General features: G+C 62.2%; 20 protein-coding genes. 8 read left to right on the top strand and 12 right to left on the bottom strand.

The annotated features are described in order from the left end of the window. Positions 1-362 precede the first annotated feature (362 nt). The 6 genes from AUL39_RS02595 to AUL39_RS02570 form a co-directional block, all read right to left on the bottom strand. The gene (locus AUL39_RS02595; protein WP_160327010.1) at positions 363-3,296 is read right to left on the bottom strand and encodes a glycoside hydrolase family 3 protein; all 2,934 of its coding nucleotides are present in this window, start codon (positions 3,294-3,296) and stop codon (positions 363-365) included. A 124-nt stretch (positions 3,297-3,420) separates the two neighbouring features. Continuing rightward, positions 3,421-4,215: a DeoR/GlpR family DNA-binding transcription regulator gene (locus AUL39_RS02590; protein ID WP_070807534.1), complete on the bottom strand. Its 795-nt coding sequence runs from the start codon at positions 4,213-4,215 to the stop codon at positions 3,421-3,423. 8 nt (positions 4,216-4,223) lie between these two features. Further along, the gene (locus AUL39_RS02585; RefSeq protein ID WP_059053309.1) at positions 4,224-5,141 is read right to left on the bottom strand and encodes a 1-phosphofructokinase family hexose kinase; all 918 of its coding nucleotides are present in this window, start codon (positions 5,139-5,141) and stop codon (positions 4,224-4,226) included. Between the two features lie 120 nt (positions 5,142-5,261). Then, entirely contained in the window at positions 5,262-5,717 is a 456-nt protein-coding gene (locus AUL39_RS02580; RefSeq protein ID WP_059053307.1) for a PTS sugar transporter subunit IIA, read from the bottom strand. A gap of 9 nt (positions 5,718-5,726) precedes the next feature. Further along, positions 5,727-7,238, bottom strand: a complete 1,512-nt coding sequence (locus AUL39_RS02575; RefSeq protein WP_059053305.1) for a PTS fructose transporter subunit IIC — start codon at positions 7,236-7,238, stop codon at positions 5,727-5,729. Positions 7,239-7,531: 293 nt separating this feature from the next. Continuing rightward, entirely contained in the window at positions 7,532-8,491 is a 960-nt protein-coding gene (locus AUL39_RS02570; RefSeq protein ID WP_059053303.1) for an ROK family protein, read from the bottom strand. Positions 8,492-8,742: 251 nt separating this feature from the next. Between AUL39_RS02570 and AUL39_RS02565 the strand changes: the two genes are divergently transcribed. The 3 genes from AUL39_RS02565 (at position 8,743) to mscL (ending at position 11,338) form a co-directional block, all read left to right on the top strand. Next, complete coding sequence (locus AUL39_RS02565) at positions 8,743-10,293, top strand: carboxypeptidase M32 (RefSeq protein WP_059053300.1); 1,551 nt, start codon at positions 8,743-8,745, stop codon at positions 10,291-10,293. Between the two features lies 1 nt (position 10,294). After that, on the top strand, positions 10,295-10,753 hold the full coding sequence (dtd, locus tag AUL39_RS02560; protein WP_059053298.1) for a D-aminoacyl-tRNA deacylase: 459 nt from the start codon (positions 10,295-10,297) through the stop codon (positions 10,751-10,753). Between the two features lie 141 nt (positions 10,754-10,894). Next, on the top strand, positions 10,895-11,338 hold the full coding sequence (gene mscL, locus AUL39_RS02555) for a large conductance mechanosensitive channel protein MscL (protein WP_059053297.1): 444 nt from the start codon (positions 10,895-10,897) through the stop codon (positions 11,336-11,338). Positions 11,339-11,572: 234 nt separating this feature from the next. Here the strand turns inward: mscL and manA are convergent, their stop codons facing one another. The 4 genes from manA to AUL39_RS02530 form a co-directional block, all read right to left on the bottom strand. Next, positions 11,573-12,556, bottom strand: a complete 984-nt coding sequence (manA, locus tag AUL39_RS02550) for a mannose-6-phosphate isomerase, class I (protein ID WP_059053295.1) — start codon at positions 12,554-12,556, stop codon at positions 11,573-11,575. Between the two features lie 123 nt (positions 12,557-12,679). Beyond that, complete coding sequence (locus AUL39_RS02545) at positions 12,680-14,080, bottom strand: cation:proton antiporter (protein WP_059053293.1); 1,401 nt, start codon at positions 14,078-14,080, stop codon at positions 12,680-12,682. Between the two features lie 36 nt (positions 14,081-14,116). After that, positions 14,117-14,725, bottom strand: coding sequence for a TetR/AcrR family transcriptional regulator (locus AUL39_RS02540; RefSeq protein ID WP_059053290.1), 609 nt, complete (start codon positions 14,723-14,725; stop codon positions 14,117-14,119). 488 nt (positions 14,726-15,213) lie between these two features. After that, a complete protein-coding gene (locus tag AUL39_RS02530; protein ID WP_059053285.1) occupies positions 15,214-15,870 on the bottom strand; it encodes an HAD family hydrolase in 657 nt (218 codons plus the stop codon). Between the two features lie 126 nt (positions 15,871-15,996). Here AUL39_RS02530 and AUL39_RS02525 point away from each other — a divergent pair, with 126 nt between their 5' ends. The 5 genes from AUL39_RS02525 (at position 15,997) to glpK (ending at position 21,676) form a co-directional block, all read left to right on the top strand. Beyond that, positions 15,997-16,638, top strand: a complete 642-nt coding sequence (locus AUL39_RS02525) for a glycerol-3-phosphate acyltransferase (RefSeq protein WP_059053283.1) — start codon at positions 15,997-15,999, stop codon at positions 16,636-16,638. Between the two features lie 134 nt (positions 16,639-16,772). Further along, positions 16,773-17,690, top strand: a complete 918-nt coding sequence (locus tag AUL39_RS02520) for a choline/ethanolamine kinase family protein (RefSeq protein ID WP_059053281.1) — start codon at positions 16,773-16,775, stop codon at positions 17,688-17,690. 92 nt (positions 17,691-17,782) lie between these two features. Continuing rightward, positions 17,783-19,003: an ethanolamine utilization protein EutH gene (eutH, locus tag AUL39_RS02515; protein ID WP_059053279.1), complete on the top strand. Its 1,221-nt coding sequence runs from the start codon at positions 17,783-17,785 to the stop codon at positions 19,001-19,003. Positions 19,004-19,169: 166 nt separating this feature from the next. Next, positions 19,170-20,180, top strand: a complete 1,011-nt coding sequence (locus tag AUL39_RS02510; protein ID WP_059053277.1) for an alpha/beta fold hydrolase — start codon at positions 19,170-19,172, stop codon at positions 20,178-20,180. Positions 20,181-20,182: 2 nt separating this feature from the next. Beyond that, positions 20,183-21,676, top strand: coding sequence for a glycerol kinase GlpK (gene glpK, locus AUL39_RS02505; RefSeq protein ID WP_059053274.1), 1,494 nt, complete (start codon positions 20,183-20,185; stop codon positions 21,674-21,676). A gap of 162 nt (positions 21,677-21,838) precedes the next feature. On the opposite strand, the gene AUL39_RS02500 is transcribed toward glpK, so the two are convergent. Then, positions 21,839-24,367: a homocysteine S-methyltransferase family protein gene (locus tag AUL39_RS02500; protein WP_059053272.1), complete on the bottom strand. Its 2,529-nt coding sequence runs from the start codon at positions 24,365-24,367 to the stop codon at positions 21,839-21,841. A gap of 18 nt (positions 24,368-24,385) precedes the next feature. Continuing rightward, a complete protein-coding gene (locus AUL39_RS02495) occupies positions 24,386-25,093 on the bottom strand; it encodes a vitamin B12 dependent-methionine synthase activation domain-containing protein (protein WP_059053270.1) in 708 nt (235 codons plus the stop codon). Positions 25,094-25,095: the final 2 nt, after the last annotated feature.

Genomic DNA, 25,095 nt, shown 5'->3' with positions numbered 1-25,095 from the left:
GCCGTTTTCTGTACCGCAGGGCGCCCGTTCTGCTCAGTTATTGCACGATATTTCTAGCTAGCACTGTATTTGTCCAGTTAGAGTTCATTCTGCCGTGAAATAACGCGCAATAATCCCTTCTTGAGCCGCTCGTACTTTCTTATTGCTATTACAGGGTGCCAGTCTCTCTCGATTATTGAACGTTATTCCTGGAAGATTCTGTATTTGACCAGTTGTGCTTCAGTACGCTCTGAAAAATTGCGCAATAATTCTGCCCGATGTATAGACGCCGAGACACACTGAGCCCCTTGCAGCACACTCGCCGCTCGCTGGAGCGTTGCTTTCGCTCGGCTACCGTTCAGGAGGTCCGGCCAGCCTGCCATCTAGGCCTTCTCGGCGCCCTTCTTCTTGATGCCAACCACAAGGCGCCAGGTCGCAATGCCCACAAGTACCACCGAGACCACGCGCAGCATGGCAAGCAGGGTACGCCCGGGCGTCGTGATGGTCGAGCTTCTCGGCCGCGCTGCAGAGATGTCCCCCGTGGCATCTGCGTAGCTCTCGTTTGCCACGCGCGCATCGAGATAGGCGTAGAGGAAGTCTTTTGTCGCACGGCGAAGCTCGCTCACGTAGCTGGCAGAGCTTGGGTTAGATGCGAGAGACCCGCCGGACATCTGCATCCAGAGGTCTCCGCCATGCCGGAGCATCTGGTCACCGTTCATGTAGGCGGTGTGATCCGAGAAGTCGGTCACCACAACCCCGTTGAAGCCCCACTCGCCACGAAGCACGTCCGTGAGCAGGGCCTCGGAGCCACCCGCCCACACCGCGCCAACGCGGTTGTAGGAGCTCATGAGCGCCGTTCCGCCGTAGTCCTCCACCACAGTTCGGAAGGGCTCGAGGTAGACCTCGCGAAGCGTCTGCTCAGAGAGCCAGGTGTAGACGCCATCGCGGTAGACGTAGGCCTCGCCGTCGTTGAGCGCCAGGTGCTTAACGTAGCAGTACACGCCCGCGTCGCGCGCGCCCGCCACTACGTTGCCGCAGGTCTGTCCCACAAGCTGGGAGTCCTCGGAGTAGTACTCGTAGTTGCGCCCGCCAAAGGGGGTGCGGTGGAGGTTCGCGCACGGCGCGTACCAGCCAGAAAGCCCACGCTGCGCCGCCTGCTCCCCACAGGCAAGCCCCACCTGCCGGGCAAGGTCGCGGTTCCACGTCTGCGCGAGAACAACCGCGCTAGGAAAGCCCGTCCCGGGGTTGGTGGGCACGAAGCTCTCGATCTGCGCCGGGCCGTCAAGCTCGCGGGTCTCGGACGTTCTTCCCACCGAGGCGAGCGGCGAGGCGCCAGAGTACGCGTTGGTGACAAGCTGCTCCATCTCGGCAACCGTAAGCTGGTCGAGGAGAGAGTCCCACTGGGGGTCGCCGTAGTTGGCGCCCAGCTTGCGCCCCAGGCCCGTGATGACGCCGTTCCTCTCGATGGCCAGGCCGTTGCGTGCCCCGGTTGTAGGCATCGTCGCGCTGCGGGCGTCATCAGCAGCTCGCTCCTCGTATGTATACAGGTTGAGCGCGGCGACGCTCGTGGGCATGACACGCGTCGAGGCAACCTCTGGATAGGTTCCCGCAAAGTCAGCGCGCGAGAGGTACGTAATGTCCTGGCCAGTGCCAAGCCCGTCCGCGCTCACGCCATCCGCGACATCCTGGCCGGTGAAGCGATTGGTAACCTGAGCTCCGGTCTTCTCGTCCGTGGGAAACTGCCGGCCTTGAGAGAGCCCAAGCGAAAGCGTTGCGCCCTCGGCGTCATCCACGGTATGGGCGTCATGCCGCAGCGTGAGCGTGTACGTTCCGGGGTCAAGCTCCCACCCGGCAAAGCCGTTGCCGTTTGCGTCGTAGCAGTCGTAGCTCGCCATGGCGCGAGCGCTCACGGTAAGCGTGACGTCCTCGGACTCGCCCGGCGCAAGCTGGCTGGTCTTGGCGTAGTCCCCCAGCACCACAGCGCTCTTCTCGATGCCGCCTGCAGTGTAGGGGGCACTGTAGTAGAGTTCGACCACGTCGCGCCCGGCAACGCTGCCCGTATTGGTAACGCGAACGGTGACCGAAGCGCTGTCTCCCAGCTCAGAGCCCTGCGGCGGCGCATCGACAACCTGCCAGTCAAACGTGGTGTACGAGAGTCCAAAGCCAAACGGGTACTGAACAACGCCCCGGTAGCCCGTGCCGTGATCGTTGGATACGTTGCTCCAGAAGCCCTCGGCGTCCGCCGTCTCGTACCACTTGTAGCCCACGTAGATGCCCTCGGAGTAATCCACGTACGAGACCTGGTTATAGGCCTCGGGCAGGGAGAAGTTGCCGTTCTGGGTGCCGTCCGCGGGATAGAGACCATCGGCCGAGATATACGCACCAACATGCTCGCTTGCGCTGGCATAGGCCGGCGCGGTCGAGAAGTCGTACGCGTAGGTGTCTGCCGTGCGCCCGGAGGGGTTCACCTCGCCCCACAGAATCTGCGGCAGCACCTCGGCGCCGTACTGGCCCGTGTAGCCTGCAAGCAGCACGGCGTCAATGCCGGGCGTGGAGTCAAGGGCGCCCAGCACCATGGCGTTTGTCGAGTTCACCACCACAATAACGTTCTTGTACGTGGCGCCCACATAGGCGAGAAGGGCCTCCTCCTCAGTCGAGAGGTCAAGGGAGGGCCTGCTGGCGTCCGTTTCCACCAAGCCGTTCTTCTCGGATACCTTGTACTGCACAAGCGGCATGTCGTTGCTCTCTCCCGCATAGCGTTGCAGCACCACGATGGCAGTGTCCGAGAAATCCTGCGCGTTTTGAAGCAGCTCGTCGGTATAGCACGTACGGTCCGCAATCGAGGGCTCGTAGAGCACGCTCGACTCCTCTGGTTTGCTCGAGAGGGTCTTGGGGCGCTTTCCGGAGGCACGAAAATCCTGGTACATGGCCGTAAGCTCGGTGTTTGTCTCGATGCCGGCATCGTTCAGCGCCGAGATGAGGTCCGTCTCCACCGAGGTCACGCAGCCGGAACCCGAGCCGCCGCCCAGCCAGTCGACGGACGCCCACCCAAAGACGTTCACCTTGGTGACGTCGCTCGAGAGTGGCAATGTGCCGTTGTTGGCGAGAAGGACGGCCCCCTGGGCCTCGACCTCGCTTGCCAGCTGGCGCGCGGAGTCATTGGTCGCAGCAACGGTTTCCTCGGAAGGCTTGTCCACAAGCGTGCCGAAGAGCCTCGTGACTACGGGGCTCACACTGTTCTCGAGAATAAATCCCACGACCATCACAGCGACCATGAAAGCCACGGCAAGCGCGAAAAAGACCTTCTTGCGCGTCACGTGCACCCCTGGCGTCGCCGACCTCCTCCCGGCACCTCGCTGAATGTCTCTCCTCGAATGGGCCATTCCCGTACCTACCCTTTCTTGGGGACATCAAGCGCCCCGGGGGGCCACGGCTCCTGCGCTACGCGAGAACCACGCGGCTCCTGCCGTCCTTGCCAGCCGTGGCACTGGCCACAATGCCACCTGGATCCCTGTCCATGATGACCATGTCAACCTCAGTGGGAGCTGCAAAGCGCACGAAGGAGCGGGAGGCGCCAACCTTGGAGGAATCCATGAGGATGATGGTCTTTCTCGCATGGCGCATGAACTCGACCTTCGTGGTGGCCGTGCGCTCGAACTCGGCAAGGAAGCCAAAATCTGGCTCGAAGGCGTCCGCGCCGAGAAAAACCTTGTCGAGGTAGATATCGGAGAGCGACGAGGCCACCATGGGGCCGGCAAAGTGTCGGTATTCGCGGCCCAGGATGCCACCCGTACACACAGGCGTGGCCTGCGGGAGAAACTGCTCGACGTAGATGAGCCCGTTGACATCGTTGGTGATGATCGTGATGCCACACTTCTCGCCCAGCCAGTGGAGAAAGGCCAGGGTTGTGCTGCCTGAGCCGACAAGGATTGTCTCGCCATCTTCGACAAGCTCTGCAGCACGACGACCAATGGCGTCTTTGGCACGGGCGTTCTTATGCACGCGCTGCGGAACTGCCGGAATGACATGCTGCGAAACAGGTACAGCGCCCCCATGCGTGCGCTTGAGCTGCCCCTCGCGCTCCATGGCGTCAAGGTCGGTTCGAGCAGTCACCGAGGATACGCCGCAATGCTCGCTGATCTGAGCAACCGAAACGGTGCCGGTCTCGTGGATCACGTCGAGAATGTACTTTTGCCGCTCGGCGGCAAGCATCCGGTGATTCATTGACGAATGCATGGCTCCCTCTACTCCACTACCTCCACGCGGATTGACTGCGCAAGCTTGTCGACAAGGGCAAAGTCCCCAAGGCCCGCGCTCATGGCCACGTTGGCGCCGGTTGCCATTGCCCGCGTGAGCGCAGGCTCTACCAGAGTAGGATCTTCCAGCCACAGCGAGAGGAAGCTCGCAAGCGTGGCATCGCCGGCGCACGCCGTGGAGAGCACCTTGACCTTGGCGGCATTGGCATGCCAGACGTGCTCGCCGTTGAAGAAGTAGGCGCCATCGCCACCGAGCGTGAGGAGAATGTTCTTGGCACCGGCATCGTGGATGGCATGAAGCGCCGAGACGATATCCTCCTCGCTCTTCACGTCCACGCCAAAGATGGCCGCGACCTCCTCGTCGTTTGGCTTGATGAGCAGGGGCTGCTTCTCGACCAGCTCGCGCAGGTGCGGATGAGAGATGTCCAGCACGAACTCCGCGCCCTTCTCACGCACCACGCCGACGAGCTCGTCGTAGTACGAAGGGTCAATCCCCGTGGGCAGGCTCCCGGAGACCACGAGGCACTCAAGGTCATCCAGGCCACGGATGAGCGAGAGCATCTCCTCCTGCTTGGCACGGTTGACCTCGGCGCCGGCATTGGGGAACTTGTACTCCCCCTCCGGCGTGGTGAGAAACACGTTCACACGGGTGATGCCATCAATCTGGACCGGCATCACCGGGCAGATCTTGTCGGCCTCGCGAACGATGTAGTCACCCGAGAAGCCCCCAAAGAAGCCAAGTATCTTGGAGTCGATACCGTAGTGCTTGAGCGTGAACGAGACGTTCAGGCCCTTGCCGTTCGGCGTGTACACCGCGTCGCGCGTCCTGTTGACATGCTCGGTCGATATGGTGTCCGAGGTGATGTTCATGTCGATTGCCGGGTTGGTGGTAAGTGTGTAAATCATTGAGCTTCCCTTGATCGTTCTCGACGCGTGTCACGCGATTGATATCGCCGTACTAGAAAGGGGACCCGACGCGCAGGCGACGGGTCCCCAGCACGAACCTCAGACCGGATGCCCGGTCATCTAGCTCTCGAGACCGCTGTTGATGAGACCCGCGATCTCCTGCGAATCTGCAGAGGCAAGTACCTTCTCGCGGAAGTCTGCGTCCATGAGAAGCACGGCCACCTTGGAGAGCAGGCGCAGCTGCTCGGTCTGGGTGCCGTCATCGGGGATGAGCAGGGCGATGGCGCAACGGACGGGCTTGGAGTCCATGGTTGCCCACTCGACCTCGCCGGAAAACTTCACCACGATGACGGTTGGCGTGCTGACCTCTGCGGTCTTGGCGTGCGGGATGGCGAATCCGCCCATCATCCCCGTAGTTCCCTCGGCCTCGCGCGCCTTGAAGGCCTCGAAGACCTTGTCGGCGTCGTTGGCCACCCCGTAGGAGACGGCCGTCTGGGAGAGGAACCTCAGAACCTCGTCCACGGTGCTTGCGGGGTTGTCCACGTAGACATGGGATGCTGGAACGAACTCGCTCATGCGCTCTCCTTACTCCACGACCTTGTCACCGTTCTTATGGTATTCGTTGCGCTTGAAGATGACGTAAAGAATACCGCCAACAAGGACGCCGGCAAAGATTGCAATGAGCCACAGGTACCAACCGTCAACGACGGGCAGGACCAGGAAGCCGCCGTGAGGCGCGGGGTCATGGACGCCAAAGAGGATGGTGAGAATCGCGGCAATCGAGGAGCCGCACATCATGATGGGCATCACGGGCCAGATGTTCTTGGTCATGAACGGGATTGCGCCCTCGGTGATGTGGGTGCAGCCCAGGACGATGTTGACGATACCGGCGTCATGGTCTTCCTTGGAGAAGTACTTCTTGCCCACGATGACGGCAAAGGCGGTGATCAGCGGCGGGACGATGCAGGCAGCGGAGACGGCAGCCATGAAGTTGGTGCCGAAGTTGTAGGTCGGGGTGCCGATGCCAGCCTGAAGCGCCTCGGTAAGAAGCGCGGTGCCGGTGACGTAGGCAGCCTTGTTGACTGGGCCGCCCATGTCGAACGCGCACATGCAGCCAATCGCCAGGCCGAGGACGATGGGGCCGGAGGCCTCGAGGCCCTCGAGGAAGCTCATCATGCCGGTGTTGATGGCGGCCATGGGGCCGGAGATGCCGAGCATGATAAGACCGGTGATGAAGGTAGAGAGCAGCGGGTACAGGAAGATGGCCTTGAGACCGTCAAGGTTCTTGGGCATGCCGGAGAGCAGCTTCTCCAGGCCGACGATCACGTAGCCGGCAACAAAGCCGCCGACGATGCCGCCGAGGAAGCCAAAGCCCACGCCCGCGCCACCGGCGTCGATGAGCCCGGTCTCAGGGGAGACGGGCAGGCCGGTGATGGCGATCATACCGGCAACAAAGCCAGGGACCAGTGCCGGGCGCTTGCCGATGGACTCGGCGATGTAGGCAGCGAGCACCGGGACCATGAGGTTCATGGCGATGCCGCCGATGATCTTGAGCATTGCCGCGAACGAGTTGTAGTCCGCCGCGGTGGAGTCGAACGACGTGATGCCCCAGAGGAACGAGACGGCCGTGAGGACGCCACCGGCAACCACGAAGACGAGCATGTGGCTGACGCCGTTCATCAGGTGCTTGTAGATGATGTGGCCCACGGACTCCTTCTCGTCGGAGGAGCTGTTGTCGCTCGAGGCGTTTGCGACCTCCTCGCTGAGCTCGCCCTGAGCCTTGGCCGCCAGAGCCTTGTCGATGAGGCCCTCGGGGTCCTTGATTGCGGCGGTCACGCCGACGCTCACCATGGGCTTGCCCGCAAAGCGCTCGGCCTGGACGTCCTTGTCGGCAGCGACAATGACGGCCTTCGCAGCCTTGATCTGCGCCGGCGTCACCTCGTTCTCGATGCCGACCTGCCCGTGGGTCTCGACCTTGATGGTGAGGCCCTTGGCCGCGGCGGCCTTCTCGAGGGCCTCCTTAGCCATGTAGGTGTGGGCGATGCCCGTTGGACAACCGGTAGCGGCAATGAGGTCGTATGTCGTGTCTTCGGCCATACCTTCACTCCCCTCTCTTGTGGCGCCCATAGCGCCAATCAGACGGTCCCGTGGGGCCGTGTCCTGCGGTGGAGATGCTGCTTCTTCACATCTCCTCCTAAAACTGGACACAACTTTATCACGTAATCGCAAGCAGGCGAGATAAAACGAAGAAAAACGAAAGTACAAGGCCCCAATGGCGGCTAACGGTAGTGCATTGACCGGGGAACGGCATGTTAGTGCCGGAGAGAAGCGCGTCTGCGCGGTGAACGGTCACCTCGCAGGCGCGCGCTTCTCGCACTGAAATGTCTACCTTACTTGCCTGCCTGGGAGCGCTTGCGAAGCTCGAGCGCCTCATACGCGCAGCCGTACATGGCGGCCTGGTTGCCCAGCGAGGCCGCCTCGATGGCAACGTCCTTGCACGTGGGAAGTGCGTGCGCCTGGAAGCGGCGGCGCAGCTCGGGGGCAAAGGTTGCAAACGAGCCGGCAACGCCGCCGCCGATGAGGTACATAGCCGGATCGACCACGCAGGAGACCTGCGACATCGCCTGCGCGAGGTACTCGCACATCTGGTCGACGGCGATCTTTGCGCACTCGTCGCCCTTGGCGAGCGCGCGGAAAACCGAGAGGGTGTCGGTAGCGTGCTCAACGTGGACCGGCGTCACGCCGCGGTGCTCGCACTCCTCGAGGTAGAGGCGCACGATGCCCTTGGCCGAGGCGTACTGCTCGAGGCAGCCGTGGCGGCCGCACCCGCAGGTCTCGGTCTCGTTGGGGTTCACGGTGATGTGGCCAATCTCACCGCCGGCGCCAAACGCACCCGCCACCAGGCGCCCGTTCACCACAACGCCAGCGCCCACGCCCGTGCCCAGCGCGATAAGCACAAAGCTCGAGACGCCATGGGCCACGCCGGCCCATAGCTCACCAAGTGCGGCGGCGTTAGCATCGTTCACAAAGGCAATCGAGGCGTTGGGGAAGGCAGCACTTATCGCAGCGACAAGGCCGTCGGGATCAAGCTGGATGTTGGGGAGAAAGCCCACTTTGCCGTCATCGGCAACGGGGCCGGGGATGTCCAGGCCGCAAGCGATAACGTCCTCGGGGGTGTTCTCGTGCGCTGCAAGAAGGAGCGTCAGGCCGTCGGTCACGATAGCGAAGGCCTCCGCGTTCACCAGTGCGGGCGTGGGGATCTTGCGCTCCTCGAGCAGCTCACCCTCGGGCGAGAAAAGCCCTGCCTTGATGCTGGTTCCCCCAATGTCAATGCCAAGGACGGCTTGCATGTCTTCCCCTCTCGGTTGGCTCTCTGACAAGTGATCCCCTTACCACAGGCGGCAGGGAGCAGTTGGCCACTATCATCCCACGACGATGGAGACCATGCACGACTCATGGCGCAGAAATGGCGAGGGCTGTCGCAATCGGCGGCGTACGCGTGACGACTACCGGCAAGCGCACGGGGCGCCCACAGCCATGGGCTACACTCGTTGTTCGTGCAGTCGACTCTTTGCGCCCCTCGGGGCAGTCTGGAGGCATCATGACCGACAATACGCCCTCCGCGATCAACGCGGCGCTTCCCAATCCCAAGCAGGACATGGCAGACCTCGACCGGCTGGAGCACCGGCGCTTTGCCCTGCGCTACGCACTTGACGAGATAGCCACCCTTGGCCCCTCCATTGACCCGCCCAAGGCAACGGAAGAGCGAGCAGAGGCGTCTGCGGTTCTCGACGAGGAGGCAACGCGCATTCTATGCGCTCCCGAGGTTGGAGCCCTGCTCAACCGCCTGGAGTCCAACTCTGGCATCATCGGCGAGACACGCGCGGCGCAGGTCAAGATCTTGAAGCGCGATCGCAGCTCGCTGGTGGACGTTCCCGCAGACGAGCGTGCGGCCTTCTGCCGCCTTGCCGTCGAGGCCAACGACGTCTGGCGCCGTGCAAAGGCGGCAAACGACTGGGCCAGCTTCGAGCCCTACCTCGACCGCCTCGTAGCTGCCCGCGTGCGCATGGCAAACGCCATGAACCCGGACGCAGACCCCTATGACGTCTGGCTGGACCAGTACGAGCATGGCACAAACCGCGCCTTCTACGACCCCTTCTTCGAGCAGGTCAAGAAGTGCGTGGTTCCATTGCTGGCAGAGTGCATGGCCGCACCGAGAAAGCCCAGCCACCGCGTGGTGGATGGCACCTTTGACGAGCGCCGCCAGTGGGACCTCGCGCGTGACCTCATGCATCTGGAGGGGGTGGACACCGACGCCCTCTGGCTTGGCTCGACCGAGCACCCCTACACGGGCGGCCCCTCCATTGGGTTTGTGGCCATCGCGACCCACGTCTATCCGGAGAACGTCCTCTCGAACGTCTTCAGCATGCTCCACGAGGGCGGGCATGCCATGTACGAGCAAAGCGTTGACCCGGAATACCGCTTCACCTCACTCAAGGGAGGCACCAGCTCGGGCATGCACGAGGCGCAGTCGCGCTTCTTCGAGAACTACGTGGGCAGAAGCGAAGCATTCTCCGAGCCCCTTGCGAGACTTCTCGCCAAGCACTTCCCCGGGCAGCTTGGCCGCATGACCCCACACCAGCTCTACATGGCAGAGAACTGCGCGGAGCCGGGCCTCATCCGCTGCGACGCCGACGAGCTCACCTATCCCCTCCACATCCTGGTGCGCTACGAGATCGAGCAGCTGCTCTTCTCGGGCGAGGCAAAGGCAGCGGACGTTCCCGGCCTCTGGGCCGATCGCTACCGCGAGTACCTGGGCGTGGAGGTGCCAACAGACACCGAGGGCGCCCTCCAGGACACGCACTGGTCCGACGGCGACTTTGCCTACTTCCCCACCTACGCGCTGGGCAGCGCCTTTGGCGCGCAGTTCAAGGCCGCCATGGTGCGTCAGGGCGTGGACTTTGACGGCTGTTGCGCCGCGGGCAATCTTGCACCCATTCGCGAGTGGTTGCGCGCCAACATCTGGCACTGGGGCCGTGCCAAGGACTCCGCGCAGCTCATCCGCATGGCCTGCGGCGAGGACTTCGAGCCGCGCTACTACACGGACTACCTCGTCGAGAAGTTCTCGGACATCTACGGGCTGGCGAGGTAACGTGCGTGCGCTGATCCAGCGAGTCGAGCGGGCATCGGTCGAGGTGGAAGGGCACGAGGTGGGTTCCTGCGGGGCAGGCTACCTCGTGCTTCTCGGCGTTGGCCCCACCGATACCGAGGACACGGCGAGGCGCATGTGGGAGAAGGTCCGCAAGCTCCGCATCTGCGCGGACGAGAATGGTCGTACCAACCTCTCGCTTGTGGACGTGGGCGGGTCTCTTCTTGTGGTGAGCCAGTTCACGCTCTATGCGGACGCGCGTCACGGCAACAGGCCTTCCTTCTCGGGAGCAGCACCAGCAGAGCTCGCAGACCATCTCTACGAGTTCTTCTGCGAGCAGGCCGAGAAGGACCTGGGGCCAAGCCGCGTGGGTCGCGGCGTATTTGGCGCACACATGCGGGTAAGCCTCGTAAACGACGGCCCCTTTACCGTGATGCTCGACTCAGAGGAGCTTGGACTGTAGTGCCCGAATTCTGGCATGAAGAGCTCCCCTCTACGTACGAAACCCCCAACGTGGTAGAGTTTTTTGACTATGGATAACGACATGCAGGTAGGCGTCGTTACCCTGTGGCCCCGGCCCAATGGTTTTAGAGAGAGGATCATCATGAAGGGCTTCTTCAGCGAATTCCGCGAGTTCATCTCACGTGGCAACGTGATGGACATGGCAGTTGGTGTCATCATTGGCGGCGCATTTACAGCCATCGTCAACTCGCTGGTTGGCGACATCATCCAGCCGCTCATCTCGGGCCTCACGGGAGGCGGCGAGCAGATTGGCCTCGTGGTGAACGTTGGGGCTGCTCAGCTCAACTTTGGCGCGTTCATCTCGGCAATCATCAACTTCATCATCATTGCGTTCATTATCTTCTGCCTGGTCAAGAGCATGAACAAGCTCGCCGAGGAGGCCAAGAAGATTGCCGGCAAGCAGGAAGAGGCAGAGGAGGCGGCAGCTCCAATCTGCCCGCACTGCCTTGAGGAAGTCAAGGCTGGCGCCACCCGCTGCCCGCACTGCGGCGGCGAGATCCCCGGCGGCGCGAAGTCTGCGGCTTAGCGACCGCACAACAACGAAGTGCATGCGGCGCCCGGAGGTTCAGGCCTCCGGGCGCCGTTGCTATGAGCTCCAAACACCAACCAGGGCCCCGACACCGTTGCCAGGTGCTGTTGAGAAGTATTTGGACACATAACAATGTCTAGCCGAGCAATTCTGTCCAATTCCTTCTCAGCAGCGCCTGATGAGCTGGCGCGGACCCTAGGTCAGATGGCCGAGCGGACAGGCAGAGCTCCTCTATGCGCGCTCGGGAAGGTGCGAGGTAATGAGCGTCATCTCACCTGTCAGGCGAACGTCGCCAGAGCCGGAAGGAGCCAGGAAGTGGCTTCCGGCGCGCACTGCGTACTCGACACCGGCACCGTCGCAGACGCTGCCGGAGCCCTCAATAACCGAGAGGCACATGAACGGCCACGGCTGGGCAAGCGTCTTCTCGCCAGACACACGCACGCGCTCCACGTCGAAGTTAGGGCAGGCCATAAGCTCGGTCACGCCGTCCTTCTCGGGCGCGGTGACCTTGCCGCTGGTGGGCGCCACCTGGTCGTAGTCAACCACGTCGAGCGACTGCTTGACGTGGAGCGGGCGCTTGGTGCCGTCGGGCTGCACGCGGTCGTAGTCGTACACGCGATAGGTGACGTCAGAGGACTGCTGGGTTTCAAGGATGAGGGTGCCGCCCATGATGGCGTGCATGGTGCCAGGCTCAATGCGGAAAAAGTCGCCCGGGTGGATGGGCACGTAGTTGAGCATGTCATCCCAACGGCCCTCCTCGATCATGGCGGCAAGCTCTTCTCGGCTCTTGGAGCGCTGACCCACGATGATGCGCGTGCCGGGTTCGCAGTCGATCACGTACCAGCACTCGCGTTTGCCCAGCGAGCCGTTCTCATGCTCCGCGGCATAGGCGTCATCCGGATGCACCTGCACAGAGAGGTTATCGCGCGCGTCAAGAATCTTGATAAGCAGCGGGAAGCGATCTCCCTCGGCACCAGCAAAGAGGTCGTGATGGTTTGCCCAGAGCTCTGAGAGATGCTGACCATCATACTCTCCGCCGTCTACCACGCAATCGCCATTGGGGTGGGCAGAGATGCCCCAGCACTCACCAATGGGGCCATCTGGAATGTTGTAGCCAAAGCGCTTCTCCAACTCGCGCCCACCCCAAATCTTCCCATGGAAGATGGGCACGAGAAATATGAGGTCCTGTGCCGTACCAGTTGTTGCGTCTGCCATTAAAGCCACCCTTCCCATGGTCACCATCAACGCATTCATCATACGATTGACGGACAGCCGAATCCCTCACGGCAGACGCTGCAAAAATCTGACATATTTAATTTTCTAAGTTAACTGAGACAATCACGAATCACCGTTGCCGGAGGGGCCGTCGCTAGGCTCGTCTCCCCCATGGCGGGCAATGTACTCGGCAGACGAGAGGGTCCTGCCAAGCTCGCGCCTGCGACGGGCGCGCGCCGCCTCAAAGCGCCTGCGCGAGGTCTGCATGGCTCGTCGCTGCCGCTCCAACGCCTCGTTTGCGCTCTCCTCGCCCGAGACAATGCTGCTGAGGGCATGCACGGGATGCGCCGGCGCAGTCACGCGAACAAGCGAGGTGAGAACGGGCACCACCAGCACCGTCACGGCACCGGCAGTCACAAGGACCGAGGCATCCTGGCTGGTCATGGCACCCGCATCCACCACAAGCTGGGTGATTGCAACCACAAGTGGCAGCGCCATCACACAGTATGCTGTTGTCACAAAGCGTTCCTGCGGCTCCATCTCACGCGTCTCGGGGTTCACGTGAAGCGATATCGCAACCGAGACCCCACGCACGGCGACAAGCAGCCCAATGAAGAGGAAAAGCAGGCCAGGGTCGGCAACGGCAGCAGAAAGGTCGATGCCTGCACCAGAGATCACAAAGAACGCCGGGATGAGAAACCCGTTGCCAATGGCTTCAAGGCGCGTCTCCAGGTCCTCGCTGCCATCTGGGAAAAAGACGCGCAACACAAAGCCGGCTGCAAAGGCACCCAGCACCGAGTCAAAGCCGGCCGCCTCGGCAAGGAAGAGCAGAAACACGAGAAGCAGCACAACCAGCCGAAGAGGCGTCTGGGTGCTGGCACCCGCGCTCGACCTTACAAAGTCACGAAAGCGCGCACCGATGCGCGCCGTGGACGTGGAGAGATGCGCAATGCGTACGCAGACCAGGAGAAACACCACAAGGACAATCACCGTAACGAGCAGAGACCTCGTGGAGAGAAGCAACGCCACCGCAATGACCGGCAGTACCTCGCCGGTGGCGCCATATGCCGTGACAGCGCGGCCAACGCGCGTGTTGGTGAGGTCGCGAGCGCGCATGATGGGTGCTAGGGTGCCGTAGGCCGTGGTGGTAAGCATGATGGCAAAAGCGATACCCGCCATACCGGTAAAGCGGCTAAAGCCCGTGAGACTCACAAGCGCAATGGCCGCTACAAGCGAGATGCCCCAGCAGATGGAGGCATGGCGTCCCATAGGGCCAACCAACTCGGAGGGCTTTATCTCATAGCCAGCCATCAGGAAGAGAAATGCCATGCCCAGCTCAGAGACAAGGGAGAGGGCGCCTCCACTCGTCCGGATGACATCTGCCCCATAGGGGCCAAGAAGGGCTCCGGCAAAGACGAGAAAGACAACCTCGGGAATGGCCCTGCCAGGTACGAGGCTTGCCACAAACGGAGCAAGCGCCGCCACAAGCATGGTCACGGAAAGCGAGAGGAGCTGACTTACCACCGTGCCATCTCCTCTCGCCTCGCTTGGCTTTTCGCCTTACTTTTTGAGCGTGGCCTCCAGGCCACCGCGCACAAACGCCGACACCTCGGAAAGGTGGCGTGCAATGACGTCAAGGTCATCGTCGTTGGCGAGGACCTCGATGAACGCGTCCGCACACATGGTAGCAAGAAGGCGTGGGGAGAAGCCGTCGGAGGTGTGGCCGTCCTTGCGCTCGGCACGGCTCGCGATGCTCTGGGCAATCTCGTCTACCTTGGCATCGAGATACCCCTTGATTACGGGGTTATCGCGGTTGCTCATGACAATCTTGGGAACCAGCGGATACTGCTCGAGAAGTTCTGCAAGGCCGTCGGGAAGCTGCTCGACATTCGTAGGCTCACCCTTGCCGTCACAGATCACAGAGAGATCGTGCTCGATCCACGTGGCAAGAATGGAGGGAAACTCGGTCATCAAGGGAGAGACAACGCTCTTGAACAGGTCTTCCTTGCTATCGAAGAAGAAGTAGAGAGCACCGGTCGTCACGCCAGCCTTTGAGCAAATCTGGCGTAGCGAGGCTCCCTCGTACCCGTACTCAGCAAACTCCTCCGTGGCTGACGCAACGAGGCTCCTCTTAGTCTCGCCACTGTCGGTCTGGGCCTTTCTCGACATCTGGCTACCGCCTTTTCTCCCTCTTGAGCATGTGGCTAAACACTGCTAATGCCCCCTCGGCACTAGCTCTTACCTGCAGTGCATTATGAACACAATACGTTATTCGATACACATTAGAAGTGAAGCATTTGATAGAAATTCAAGAAACTTCCCCTTGGCTTACTTATTCGCCGTATGGCCGGGCATCTTGGGGGCGCAAGAAGTGGTTGCATACGTTGGTCTGGCGAAGGTACTCATTCCCGTACGGATCGATAACGGGCACCAGCTCATCAGGGGTGTTTGCAAAAAACATATCGGGCTCCTTGTACACATGCGGGACCGCCAGCGTAAAGCCGCGACTGCAAGAGCCTTGGTACTTCCCGGTATCCTCATTAATAGAAAAGGAGCCGTACATGCACTCGGAACAGTGAAAACCAGCCATGAGAGAAACCTCCCACTAAAAGACAGCAGATATTGGCGCTGAAGAAACGGGCAGCCGGCCCCTTTGACTAACCCATTTCCCCTTGGGCGAGAAGGTCGCGCACCTCGAGGAGGCTCGAGCACACACGCGAGGCAACGGAACGAATCTCGTCATTGGGCTGAGCGAGGTCTGGAACCATCACCGTGAAGAAGCCACCTGTGGCCCCCGCGCGAACCCCATTGAAGGAGTCCTCGAGCACCATCGTACGAGGGGGCTTGGTGCCAAGGCGTCGCGCCGCCTCGAGGAAGATGTCAGGCGCGGGCTTGGCATGAGCGACTTCGCTCGAGGGGACTATTGCCTGGAAGCAGTCAAGGTCACCAATAAAGCGCAGGTTGCGCTCTATGCCCTTCTTGGACGAGGATGACGCCACGGCGCAGGGAACGCCTCTCTCCCCCAGATATGCCAGGAGCTCGTCAAGGCCTGGCTTCTTATCGACGCCTTGGGAGAAAATCTTCTCGGCAAGAGACGAGAAGTAGTCCCAGAATGCCCTTGTGTCGAGCTGGGGACTAACCATCTCGTGAAGAATGCGAGAAGCGGTGTCGCCGGCCGATCCGCGCACTGCGTCAGCAAGCCCAGGAGGAACCGCATAGCCAAAATGGGCCAGCGCCGGCTCCCAGCACTCCATCCAGACTGGCTCGGTGTCAACCATCAGGCCATCCATGTCGAAGATGACGCCGTCGAACATGTGGCGCACCCCTTCCGTCGCTTTCCCAGGCAAACGCCTCGTAGTAGGGTACCCTAACTGGGAAGCCTCAAGAATCTCTTCACTTCATCGATACCTTTGTGACGTAACTGAGGAGGCTTGACCGTGATGCCGAGCGTGGGAACTGCAGTGGCTTGCTCGCTTGCCATAGGCTACGTCTGTGGGTCTTTCCTCACGGCAGAGCTGGTGAGCAAGCACGTGAGCGGCAAGAGCGCCTTCGAGGTGGGGCTTGGCAACCCTGGCATGGCAAACATGGGCGCCACCTATGGCACCACGTGGGCCGCCGTCACGCTTGCAGGCGACATAGCCAAGACCATCCTCGCATTTGTGCTGGCGCGGGCACTCTTCCCAGACGTTGCCAACGTCACGGGCACGGCCGCGGCGGTGGGAACCACACTTGGGCACGTTTTTCCCGCTTGGCACCGCTTTCGCGGCGGAAAGGGGGTTGCCACAACCTGCTCTGGAATCATCCTCATGACGCCTATCGCAGGGGGCGCCGCCGCCATAGCGGGTCTACTCGTAGTGCTCTTTGGCGGGTATCTCTGCCTGGGAGCCCTTGTGATTCCCGCAGTATGGCTGGCGATTGAGCTTGTCAGCGGAGACATGCTTCATGCAACCGCTGGCGCAGTGCTTGTAGCCGTGGCCATCTGGTGCCATGGAGGTCCGGCGGCGGGCATTAGGACCGGAGAGACGCCCCGCGCATCAATCAGCAAGAAGTTCGTCTCGGCATTGTTCAAAAATCGCCATTAGCCCATCTCAATGAAATGGTTTGTCGAAGGTGTGATGTTCTGTTCTCACATGATGTTGTTCGGTTCTTACGTTATCTTTATACGCACTGAACAATTACCAAACAATCGCCTTCTAGGGCGAGCGAGGAGACAGGTATGCCACAAGCCACCATTGCGGCTAACGTCCAATCCATCGATCCAGAGACGCTTTGCAACATTTGCTCCACGCTTGGATGCGCACCACAGGACGTTACGGAGTTCTCGCCCATCGACGAGGGGCTTACCAACGACTCCTTCCGCTTTGTTGCCGCCGGCAAGCCCTACGTCTACCGCAGGCCAGGCGCTGGCACCGAGAAGATCATCAGCCGTGAGGGAGAGGCCTTTGCCCAGGGCATTGCCGCAAAGCTTGGACTAGACCGCACCTTCATCTACGAGAACCCTCATCAAGGCTGGAAGATCTCGCACTTTGTCGAAGGGTGCAAGCCCTTTGACTATCACAACACCGCTCACGTCGCGCGCGCCATGGAGATGGCCCGCGAGCTTCACTCCAGCGGTGTCACGTCCAAGTGGAGCTTTGACATCTTCGAGAACACGGCGGGCATCCTCAAGCTTCTCAACAATGACGAGAAGGCACGCTACAACGACTTCGAGCGCATCCGCACCCGCATTGAGGACCTTGAGGGACGCGTTCGCGCCACCTCGGGAGCACCGGTGCTCTGCCACAACGACTTCTACGACCCCAACTTCCTTGTGAGGGGCTCGGACATCTCGCTCATCGACTGGGAATATGCGGGCATGTCAGACTATGCCAGTGACCTGGGGACCTTCATCTGCTGCAGCGACTACAGCTACGAGGAGGCCATCGCGGTGCTTAGCAAGTACTTCCAGCGCGAGCCCACCAGCGAAGAGCTCTTCCACTGCATCTCCTACGTTGCGTTTGCCGCCTGGTACTGGTTTGTCTGGGCGCTCTACAAGGACCAGTGCGGGGACCCCGTGGGAGACTGGCAGGACCTCTGGCACCGCTATGCCTCCGAGTACGGTAGGCGTGCGGTGCAGTTGGTGCACGAAATCTAGAGGGCAACAAAAAAACGCGGTTGCATGCGACCCGCTCAGCACCCACGGGGTGCGGCGGGACAGGCGTGCGCACTCGCGACGTAAGGGGCAGCATGGAAGTCTTTGGCAGGGTCGTCGTCTTCATCATCATGGGCTGCGCGGCGGCGGGATGCATTGCATCAATCGTTCGCCCCGAGAGCGAGCTAGGCAAGGAGTTTGTCGCTGGCATAGACTCCATTGGCCCCATCTTCCTGCCGGTGGCGGGCATCATGGCGTCTGCCCCCTACCTCACGGCCTTTGTCTCCACGGTCTTTGGGCCGCTCTTTGGTGCGCTGGGCGCAGATCCCGCCATGGCGGCCACGACCTTCATTGCCGTTGACATGGGTGGCTACCAGCTGGCAGACGCACTCGCACAGACGCGCGAGAGCTGGATCATGGCCATGATGACCGGTTACATGGCCGGCGCGACGATTGTCTTCACCGTCCCCGTGGCGCTCAAGATGCTCGAGGTCAAGGACCGCAAGTACCTGGCCCTTGGCGTCATGAGTGGGCTTCTCGCCATCCCCATTGGCGTCCTTGTGGCGAGCGCCATCATCGCGCTTGCAAACCCCGTGATCCGCGAGACGGTCTCCACCAACGCCGCAGCCACCTACCAGCTGGCGCTCACGTGGTCCCAGATTGCCCACAACCTGGTGCCGCTAATCATCATCTGCGTGGCGCTGGCTGTGGGCCTTGCCACCAAGCCCGATGCCATGATTCGCGGCTTCATCGTTTTTGGGCGCGCACTTGACAGCGTGCTTAAGGTGGTCTTCGTGGTGGTGGTCATCGAGTACTTCACGGGACTCTTCTCCACCATCTTTGGGTCCTTTGGCTTTGACCCCATCATTGCGGACGAGCAGGACCAGTTCCGCGCCCTGGAGGTCTCCGGCGCCATTGGCATGATGCTCTGCGGGGCATTCCCCATGGTGTGGCTCATCAAGACCTACCTCGCCAAACCCCTCTCGAGGGTTGGACGTGCGGTGGGCCTGAGCTCAGATGCCACGGCAGGACTTCTTGCCGCCTCCGCAAACGTACTGGCCGCACTCGCCATGGTCAAGGACCTCAAGGCGCACGACAAGGTCATCGTGATTTCCTTTAGCGTCTGCTGCGCCTTCCTCTTTGGCGACCATCTCTCGTTCACCGCAAACTTCCAGCCCACGCTCATCGTGCCCGTGCTTCTGGGCAAGCTCGCGGGAGGCGTGTGTGCGATCTTCTTTGCGACGCGCCTGGCAACGAGAAAGGCCGATGAGCTCGAAGTGCAGGACCTTGCCCTCGAGGCCCAGTCGGAGGCCTAGGGGTCCCGGCGTCGCTGACGTACGCACGTTGACGCTTGGCTCCTACCGCTCGCCGTCAACGCCTGCCCACACGCAGCCTCATACCGTGCGGCCACGGACATCTGCGCGCGCCTCTCGCGGCGGCAAACAATAATGTTTGCTCAGCCACGACGAAGGAAGGGGCAGCATGTCCACAGAGGTCACCCTTGAGCGCTTTACGTTCCCCTCGACGGATGGCACATCGACCATCAGCGCATGTGCCTGGTGGCCGGCTGGCATGGCACCGTCACAGTCAACGGAGAGGCCCGCGCCCCACGGCGTGGTGCAGCTTGTGCACGGCATGGCCGAGCACATCGACCGCTATGACGCCTTCGCGCGCTTCCTGGCTTCCCATGGCTTTCTCGTTGTAGGCCATGACCAGATTGGCCACGGGCGCTCCTGCTCGCCCGAGCATTGGGGAGAGCTGCCCGTGGGAAGCGGGGCACAGGCGCTTGTGGAGGACATCGACGTCCTGCGCGGCATGACGCAGCAACGCATTGCAACGGGCACTCCATACATTGTCTTTGGCCACAGCATGGGCAGCTTTGAGGTGCGTTCCTACATCGCGCACCACGGAGAGGGGCTGGCTGGCGCCATCATCTGCGGTACCGGCTTTCTCCCTGCGGCAACATCAAAGGCGGCACTCGCAATTACGTGGTTCGAGTCGTTCTTCAAGGGTGCCGGGTACCACTCCTCCTTCGTTGACTCCATGGGGGCCGGCGGCTATGGGAAGGCCATTCCCAATGCCCGGACCAACCTGGACTGGCTCTCGTACAACCGCAAGAACGTTGATGACTACATTGCAGACCCATCTTGCGGCTTCATGTTCTCCGTGGGTGCCTACCACGAGGTCGCGGTTCTCACCTCCGAGGTCAACTCCCCAGCGTGCGCCGCAAGCGTTCCTCACGACCTGCCGCTGCTCTACATTGGCGGCGCCGAAGACCCAGTTGGCAACAATGGAGAGGGCGTCGAGAAGGCCGCGGCACTTGCCCGCGGCGCCGGTTCCACAGACGTCACGGTGAAGATCTACCCGCGCATGCGGCACGAGATCTTGAACGAGACGGGTCACGAGCAGGTCTTTGCCGACGTGCTGGCATGGGTCGAGAAGCACGTTGCCCAAGCTCCCGCGCCACAGGCCACCGCCAGCCAGGAGGCATAGCCATGGCAGCTGAGAAGTACGTCATCGCGCTCGACCAGGGCACAACCTCCAGCCGTGCCGTGCTCATCAACCGTGAGGGCCGCATGGTCGACTGCGTGCAGCGCCCCTTCCAGCAAATCTTCCCCAAGCCGGGGTGGGTGGAGCACAACCCGCAGGACATTCTCTACTCGCAGCTTGGCTCGCTCACGGAGCTTCTCGCCAAGCGCGGCCTCACGGCAAAGGACATCGATTCCATAGGCATCGACAACCAGCGTGAGACCACCATCGTGTGGGACCCCACCACCGGGCAGCCCGTCTACAACGCCATCGTCTGGCAGTGCCGGCGCACGGCAGATCTCGTGGAGCAGCTCTGCGGCACGCCTGAGGCGCGCCAGATGATCCAGGAGAAGACGGGGCTTCTCCCCGACGCGTACTTCTCAGCCAGCAAGATCCGGTGGATCCTTGACAACGTGCCCAGCGCTCGTGAGCGCGCCGAGGCGGGCGAGCTGCTCTTTGGCACCGTTGACACCTGGCTTGTGTGGGTGCTCACCGGAGGCCTGGTGCACGCGACCGACGTCACCAACGCCAGCCGCACGATGCTCTATAACATCCACGAGAACTGCTGGGACAAGGAGCTTCTCAACCTCTTTGGGATTCCACTCTCAATGATGCCCGAGGTTCGGCGCTCGAGCGATTCGTTTGGCGAGACGAGCTACCCCGGCGTGCCCGCAGGCATCCCCATCACCGGCGTGGCAGGCGACCAGCAGGCGGCATTGTTTGGTCAGTGCTGCTTCGAGCCGGGGCAGGCCAAAAACACCTACGGCACCGGCTGCTTCATGCTCATGCACACCGGACACGAGGCGCGCCTCAGCAAGAGCAACCTGGTCACAACCATCGTTGCCTCCGCGCCCGAGGTAGAGGGGACGGAATACGCACTCGAGGGCTCGGTCTTTGTGGCGGGCGCCCTCATCCAATGGCTTCGCGACCAACTGGGCATTGTCCAGAATGCCGCCGATACCGAGTGGATGGCAAAGAGCGTCGAGGACACAGGCGGCGTCTACATTGTGCCGGCGTTCACGGGCCTGGGTGCACCCTGGTGGAAGCCAGACGCCCGCGGAGCCATTCTCGGCATCACGCGCGGAACCACGCGCAACCATATTGCCCGCGCGGCGCTCGAGGCACTTGCGTATCAGATCTATGACCTTGCCGACGCCATGGCAAAGGACGCGGGCCACCCGTTGGGCGTGCTCAACGTGGACGGCGGCGCCAGCGCCAACAGCTTCCTCATGCAGTTCCAGGCAGACATCCTGGGCTGCGAGCTGAGAAGGCCGCAGAACACCGAGACCACCTCGCTGGGAGCTGCGTTTCTCGCGGGGCTTGCGACTGGCTACTGGAGCGGCATCGACGAGCTTAAGGCCCTGCGCGAGACGGATGACGTGTTCCGCCGCCAGATGGATCCCCAGCGCGTGGACAAGCTCGTGGCCGGCTGGCACGACGCCGTCCGCCGCGTGATGTAAGAACGCGCATTGTCACGTGTCACGTTCTTCTCGGCGCGCTCTTTAACCTGGAAAATCACCGCACGCGCACACAATCGGCACCGAATGTGTGACGTGTACAGGTTGATACACATTCGGACGACGAATGTGTATCAAGGACGCCCCCGAGACTGCGTCGGTGCCCTACCCCAGCACCTCTGAAGCGATGCGGGCCGTCTCCGTGGCGTCCTTCGCGTAGAAGTCGGCGCCGACCATCTCTGCATACTCGGGGTTGAGCACGGCTCCGCCAACCACGACCTTGCACCAGGGGGCCTCTTTGCGGAGAAGCTCGATGGTCTCGGCCATGGCGGGCACGGTTGCCGTCATAAGAGCAGAGAGGCCACAGAGCAGCACGTGGTCTTTGACCACGGCGTCCACGACCACCTGAGGCGGCACGTCTCGTCCGAGGTCAATCACGTTGTAGCCGTAGTTCTCAAGCAGCATGCGCACGATGTTCTTGCCGATGTCGTGGATGTCCCCGTGGACGGTGCACACCACGATAGAACCCTTCTCGGGCACGTTGTCGCCCTGCCCGCTGGCGTCCACGGCGGCCTTGATGGTTTCGAAGCCTGCCTTGGCGGCCTCAGCAGAGGCCATGAGCTGCGGCAGGAAGAAGACGCCCTTCTCGAAGCGCTCGCCCACCACGTCAAGCGCGGGAATGAGAACCTCGTTGATGGCATACATGGGGTCGTGTTCGGCGATAACCTGGGCGACCACCTCTGGCATGGGACCCTTGCGACCAGCAAGCACAAGCTCGCGAGCGCGTGCGGCGGGGTCTGCGGGCTCGGCGGGCGTCGCAGGGGTCACTGCAGAAGCGGCGGCTGAGGATGCGGCGGCCTTCTCAACGGGCAATGCTTGCGCCGGGGAGCGGTCGCTCCTCTCGGCGTAGTTGGCCACAAAGTACTGGGCACTCTCGTCTTCGCCGGAAAGCACGCGCCAGGAGTCGACCACGTCCATCATGCGGGTGAGGCAGGGGTTGATAATGGCCAGGTCAAGGCCCGCGGAGAAGGCCGCAGCAAGGAAGGTCCCGTTCACAAGCGGCCTGAAGGGCAGGCCAAAGCTGACGTTGCTCACGCCAAGCACGGTACGCACGCCAGGCAGCTCCTGTTTGACCAGGCGTATGGCGTCGAGAATGGCCTTGGGCTGGGTCTGGTCGGTCGAGGCGGCCATGGTGAGACAGTCGATGACCACGTCGTGACGAGGGATGCCCAGCTGCTCGCACTCGCGGACAATCTTGCGAGCAACCGCGAGACGTCCCTCCGCCGTAGCGGGGATGCCATCCTCGTCGAGCGTAAGACCCACCACTGCGCAGCCATAGTGCTTCACGATAGGCAGCACGTCGGCCATGGTCTGCGCCTTGCCGTTGGTGGAGTTGACCAGCGCCTTTCCGGGATAGCTGCGCACGGCTGCCTCGATGACCGCCGGGTCTGCTGCGTCAATCTGCAGGGGCAGCGTGCTCACGCCTTGAAGCTCCGAGACGAGCTGGCACATCACGGCGCGCTCGTCTATCTCGGGAAGGCCGGCGTTCACGTCGAGTATCTGCGCACCAGCGCGACCCTGTTCGATGGCCATGTTCATCACGTAGTCGTGATCGCCCGAGCGCAATGCCTCCTTCATCAGGCGCTTGCCCGTGGGATTAATGCGCTCGCCAATGACACCCACCTGACCGTAGTCAAGCGAGCAGATCGCTTGGGCGCTTGAGACGGCAAAGCTGTCGTGCACGTGACGCGCAGCAGGCATGCGGCCCGTAAGGAGCTCGCGCTCGCGGGATATGTGCTCGGGTGTGGTGCCGCAGCAGCCGCCAAACACGGTGACGCCCGCATCCAGCATGTCTGCGACGGCGGCAGCATACTCCTCAGGCCCCACGTCGTAGGTGGTCACACCGTCGACCACGTGCGGGAGGCCAGCGTTAGCCTGAGCCATCACGGGACATGACGCCCAAGGAAGCATGCGCTTGACCAGCGGCGCCACCGCCGCAGGGCCAAGACCACAGTTGATGCCCACGGCATCTGCCCCAAGGGAGGAAAGCGTAACTGCAGCAGCCTCCGGCGTGGTTCCTAGGAAGGTGCGGCCGTCCTCCCCAAAGGTCATCGTCACAAATGCCGGAAGGTCGGAGTTCTCGCGCACGGCGAGCAGCGCCGCCTTTGCCTCGGCAAGATCTGTCATGGTCTCAATCACAAAGAGGTCTGCACCAGCGGCGTCGGCGGCACGGACCTGCTCGGCAAAGAGGTCGTACGCATCGTCGAAGGGAAGCGGCCCCATGGGCTCGAGAAGCTGGCCCGTGGGACCAAGGTCCGCCGCCACGTAGCGGGCGCCTGCCTCGCGCGCGCAGGCAACAGCTGCCGAGAAGACGTGCTCGACGCTTGCCGCGTCGCCCAGCTTGGCAGCGTTGGCGCCAAAGGTGTTGGTGGTCACGACCTCCGCGCCCGCGGAGACGTAGGAGGCATGCACCTCGCGGATCTCTGCGGGGTTGGTAAGGCAGAGCAGCTCCGGAAGCTCGCCGGCGGCAAGGCCGCGCGCCTGCAGCTGCGTTCCCATGGCTCCATCGAAGAGCAGAAACTCCTCGCCACGCAGCACGGCCGCGAGGTGCTCGTCGCGCACACGACGCGAGCGGAGAACAAGGCGATCCTTTGGCCAGCGCGAATCTCCCTGTGCGGGACTTTTGGCACTCATGATCAGCTCCTCTCGCCGCTATCCTCGGCAGGTGTGGCCTGTTGGCCGAATGGTGCAGAAGTCAAAGCAGGGGCATCCCGCGCAGCTTGCGTGCGTGGATGGCTGGATGGTCTCGAAGAGGCCCACCACGGCGGTCACGCTCTTGGTTGGGACCATGAGCAGGGTGTCGGTAAGGGTGATGCCCAGCTGGCGCTGCGCGTCGAGGGCCTGCAGGAGAACGGGCTGCGTCGCCATGGGCATATCACCGTAGCCGGGGCTAAAGCGGAAGTTGGCAAAGAGACCGCGCTCGTGGCCCGCCGCAACGATGGACGCCTCGCAGGCGTCGGCCGTGCGCTCGACAAGCGTCGTGGCGGCGGCGTCAAAGACCACCTGCGCCACGCGGTCGGTGAGCGAGAGGCGCCGCAGCTCGCGCTCGACCCCCATGCCCACGGTTACTGCCATTACCCCAACCGCAACGGCACCGTCCATGTGCTTTTGCATGGAGGTGCCGAGAAGCTCCAATGACGTGCCGGCAAGCCGCACGAACGGCGTGCCGTCCTCCTTCGCGCCGCGCCCGTCCACGTCGAAGATACGCCAGACGCCACGCGGTACGCCGATGGAAAGGCAGCGCTCCATATTGGCGTTGATGCGTCCCTCTAGCTCCGAAGACATACTCTGCCCCGTATAGCCCATGTAGCGTAGGACCTCGGAGCGGTCGATGGAGTCTATGGCATACGACTCGACCATGG

It is taken from the genome of Tractidigestivibacter scatoligenes (assembly GCF_001494635.1).
GTDB classification, from domain to species: Bacteria; Actinomycetota; Coriobacteriia; order Coriobacteriales; family Atopobiaceae; genus Tractidigestivibacter; species Tractidigestivibacter scatoligenes.
The sequence above is the reverse complement of the archived record's forward strand: the minus strand, read 5'-3'. Positions and strand labels throughout refer to the sequence as shown.

What these genes read in the sequence shown, in the direction of transcription:
- AUL39_RS02590 (WP_070807534.1), bottom strand. Translation starts at nt 4,215, where the DNA reads ATGCATTCGTCAATGAATCACCGGATGCTTGCCGCCGAGCGGCAAAAG.
- AUL39_RS02585 (WP_059053309.1), bottom strand. Translation starts at nt 5,141, where the DNA reads ATGATTTACACACTTACCACCAACCCGGCAATCGACATGAACATCACC.
- AUL39_RS02580 (WP_059053307.1), bottom strand. Translation starts at nt 5,717, where the DNA reads ATGAGCGAGTTCGTTCCAGCATCCCATGTCTACGTGGACAACCCCGCA.
- AUL39_RS02575 (WP_059053305.1), bottom strand. Translation starts at nt 7,238, where the DNA reads ATGGCCGAAGACACGACATACGACCTCATTGCCGCTACCGGTTGTCCA.
- AUL39_RS02570 (WP_059053303.1), bottom strand. Translation starts at nt 8,491, where the DNA reads ATGCAAGCCGTCCTTGGCATTGACATTGGGGGAACCAGCATCAAGGCA.
- AUL39_RS02565 (WP_059053300.1), top strand. Translation starts at nt 8,743, where the DNA reads ATGACCGACAATACGCCCTCCGCGATCAACGCGGCGCTTCCCAATCCC.
- mscL (WP_059053297.1), top strand. Translation starts at nt 10,895, where the DNA reads ATGAAGGGCTTCTTCAGCGAATTCCGCGAGTTCATCTCACGTGGCAAC.
- manA (WP_059053295.1), bottom strand. Translation starts at nt 12,556, where the DNA reads ATGGCAGACGCAACAACTGGTACGGCACAGGACCTCATATTTCTCGTG.
- AUL39_RS02540 (WP_059053290.1), bottom strand. Translation starts at nt 14,725, where the DNA reads ATGTCGAGAAAGGCCCAGACCGACAGTGGCGAGACTAAGAGGAGCCTC.
- AUL39_RS02530 (WP_059053285.1), bottom strand. Translation starts at nt 15,870, where the DNA reads ATGTTCGACGGCGTCATCTTCGACATGGATGGCCTGATGGTTGACACC.
- AUL39_RS02525 (WP_059053283.1), top strand. Translation starts at nt 15,997, where the DNA reads ATGCCGAGCGTGGGAACTGCAGTGGCTTGCTCGCTTGCCATAGGCTAC.
- AUL39_RS02520 (WP_059053281.1), top strand. Translation starts at nt 16,773, where the DNA reads ATGCCACAAGCCACCATTGCGGCTAACGTCCAATCCATCGATCCAGAG.
- eutH (WP_059053279.1), top strand. Translation starts at nt 17,783, where the DNA reads ATGGAAGTCTTTGGCAGGGTCGTCGTCTTCATCATCATGGGCTGCGCG.
- AUL39_RS02510 (WP_059053277.1), top strand. Translation starts at nt 19,170, where the DNA reads ATGTCCACAGAGGTCACCCTTGAGCGCTTTACGTTCCCCTCGACGGAT.
- glpK (WP_059053274.1), top strand. Translation starts at nt 20,183, where the DNA reads ATGGCAGCTGAGAAGTACGTCATCGCGCTCGACCAGGGCACAACCTCC.
- AUL39_RS02500 (WP_059053272.1), bottom strand. Translation starts at nt 24,367, where the DNA reads ATGAGTGCCAAAAGTCCCGCACAGGGAGATTCGCGCTGGCCAAAGGAT.
- AUL39_RS02495 (WP_059053270.1), bottom strand. Translation starts at nt 25,093, where the DNA reads ATGGTCGAGTCGTATGCCATAGACTCCATCGACCGCTCCGAGGTCCTA.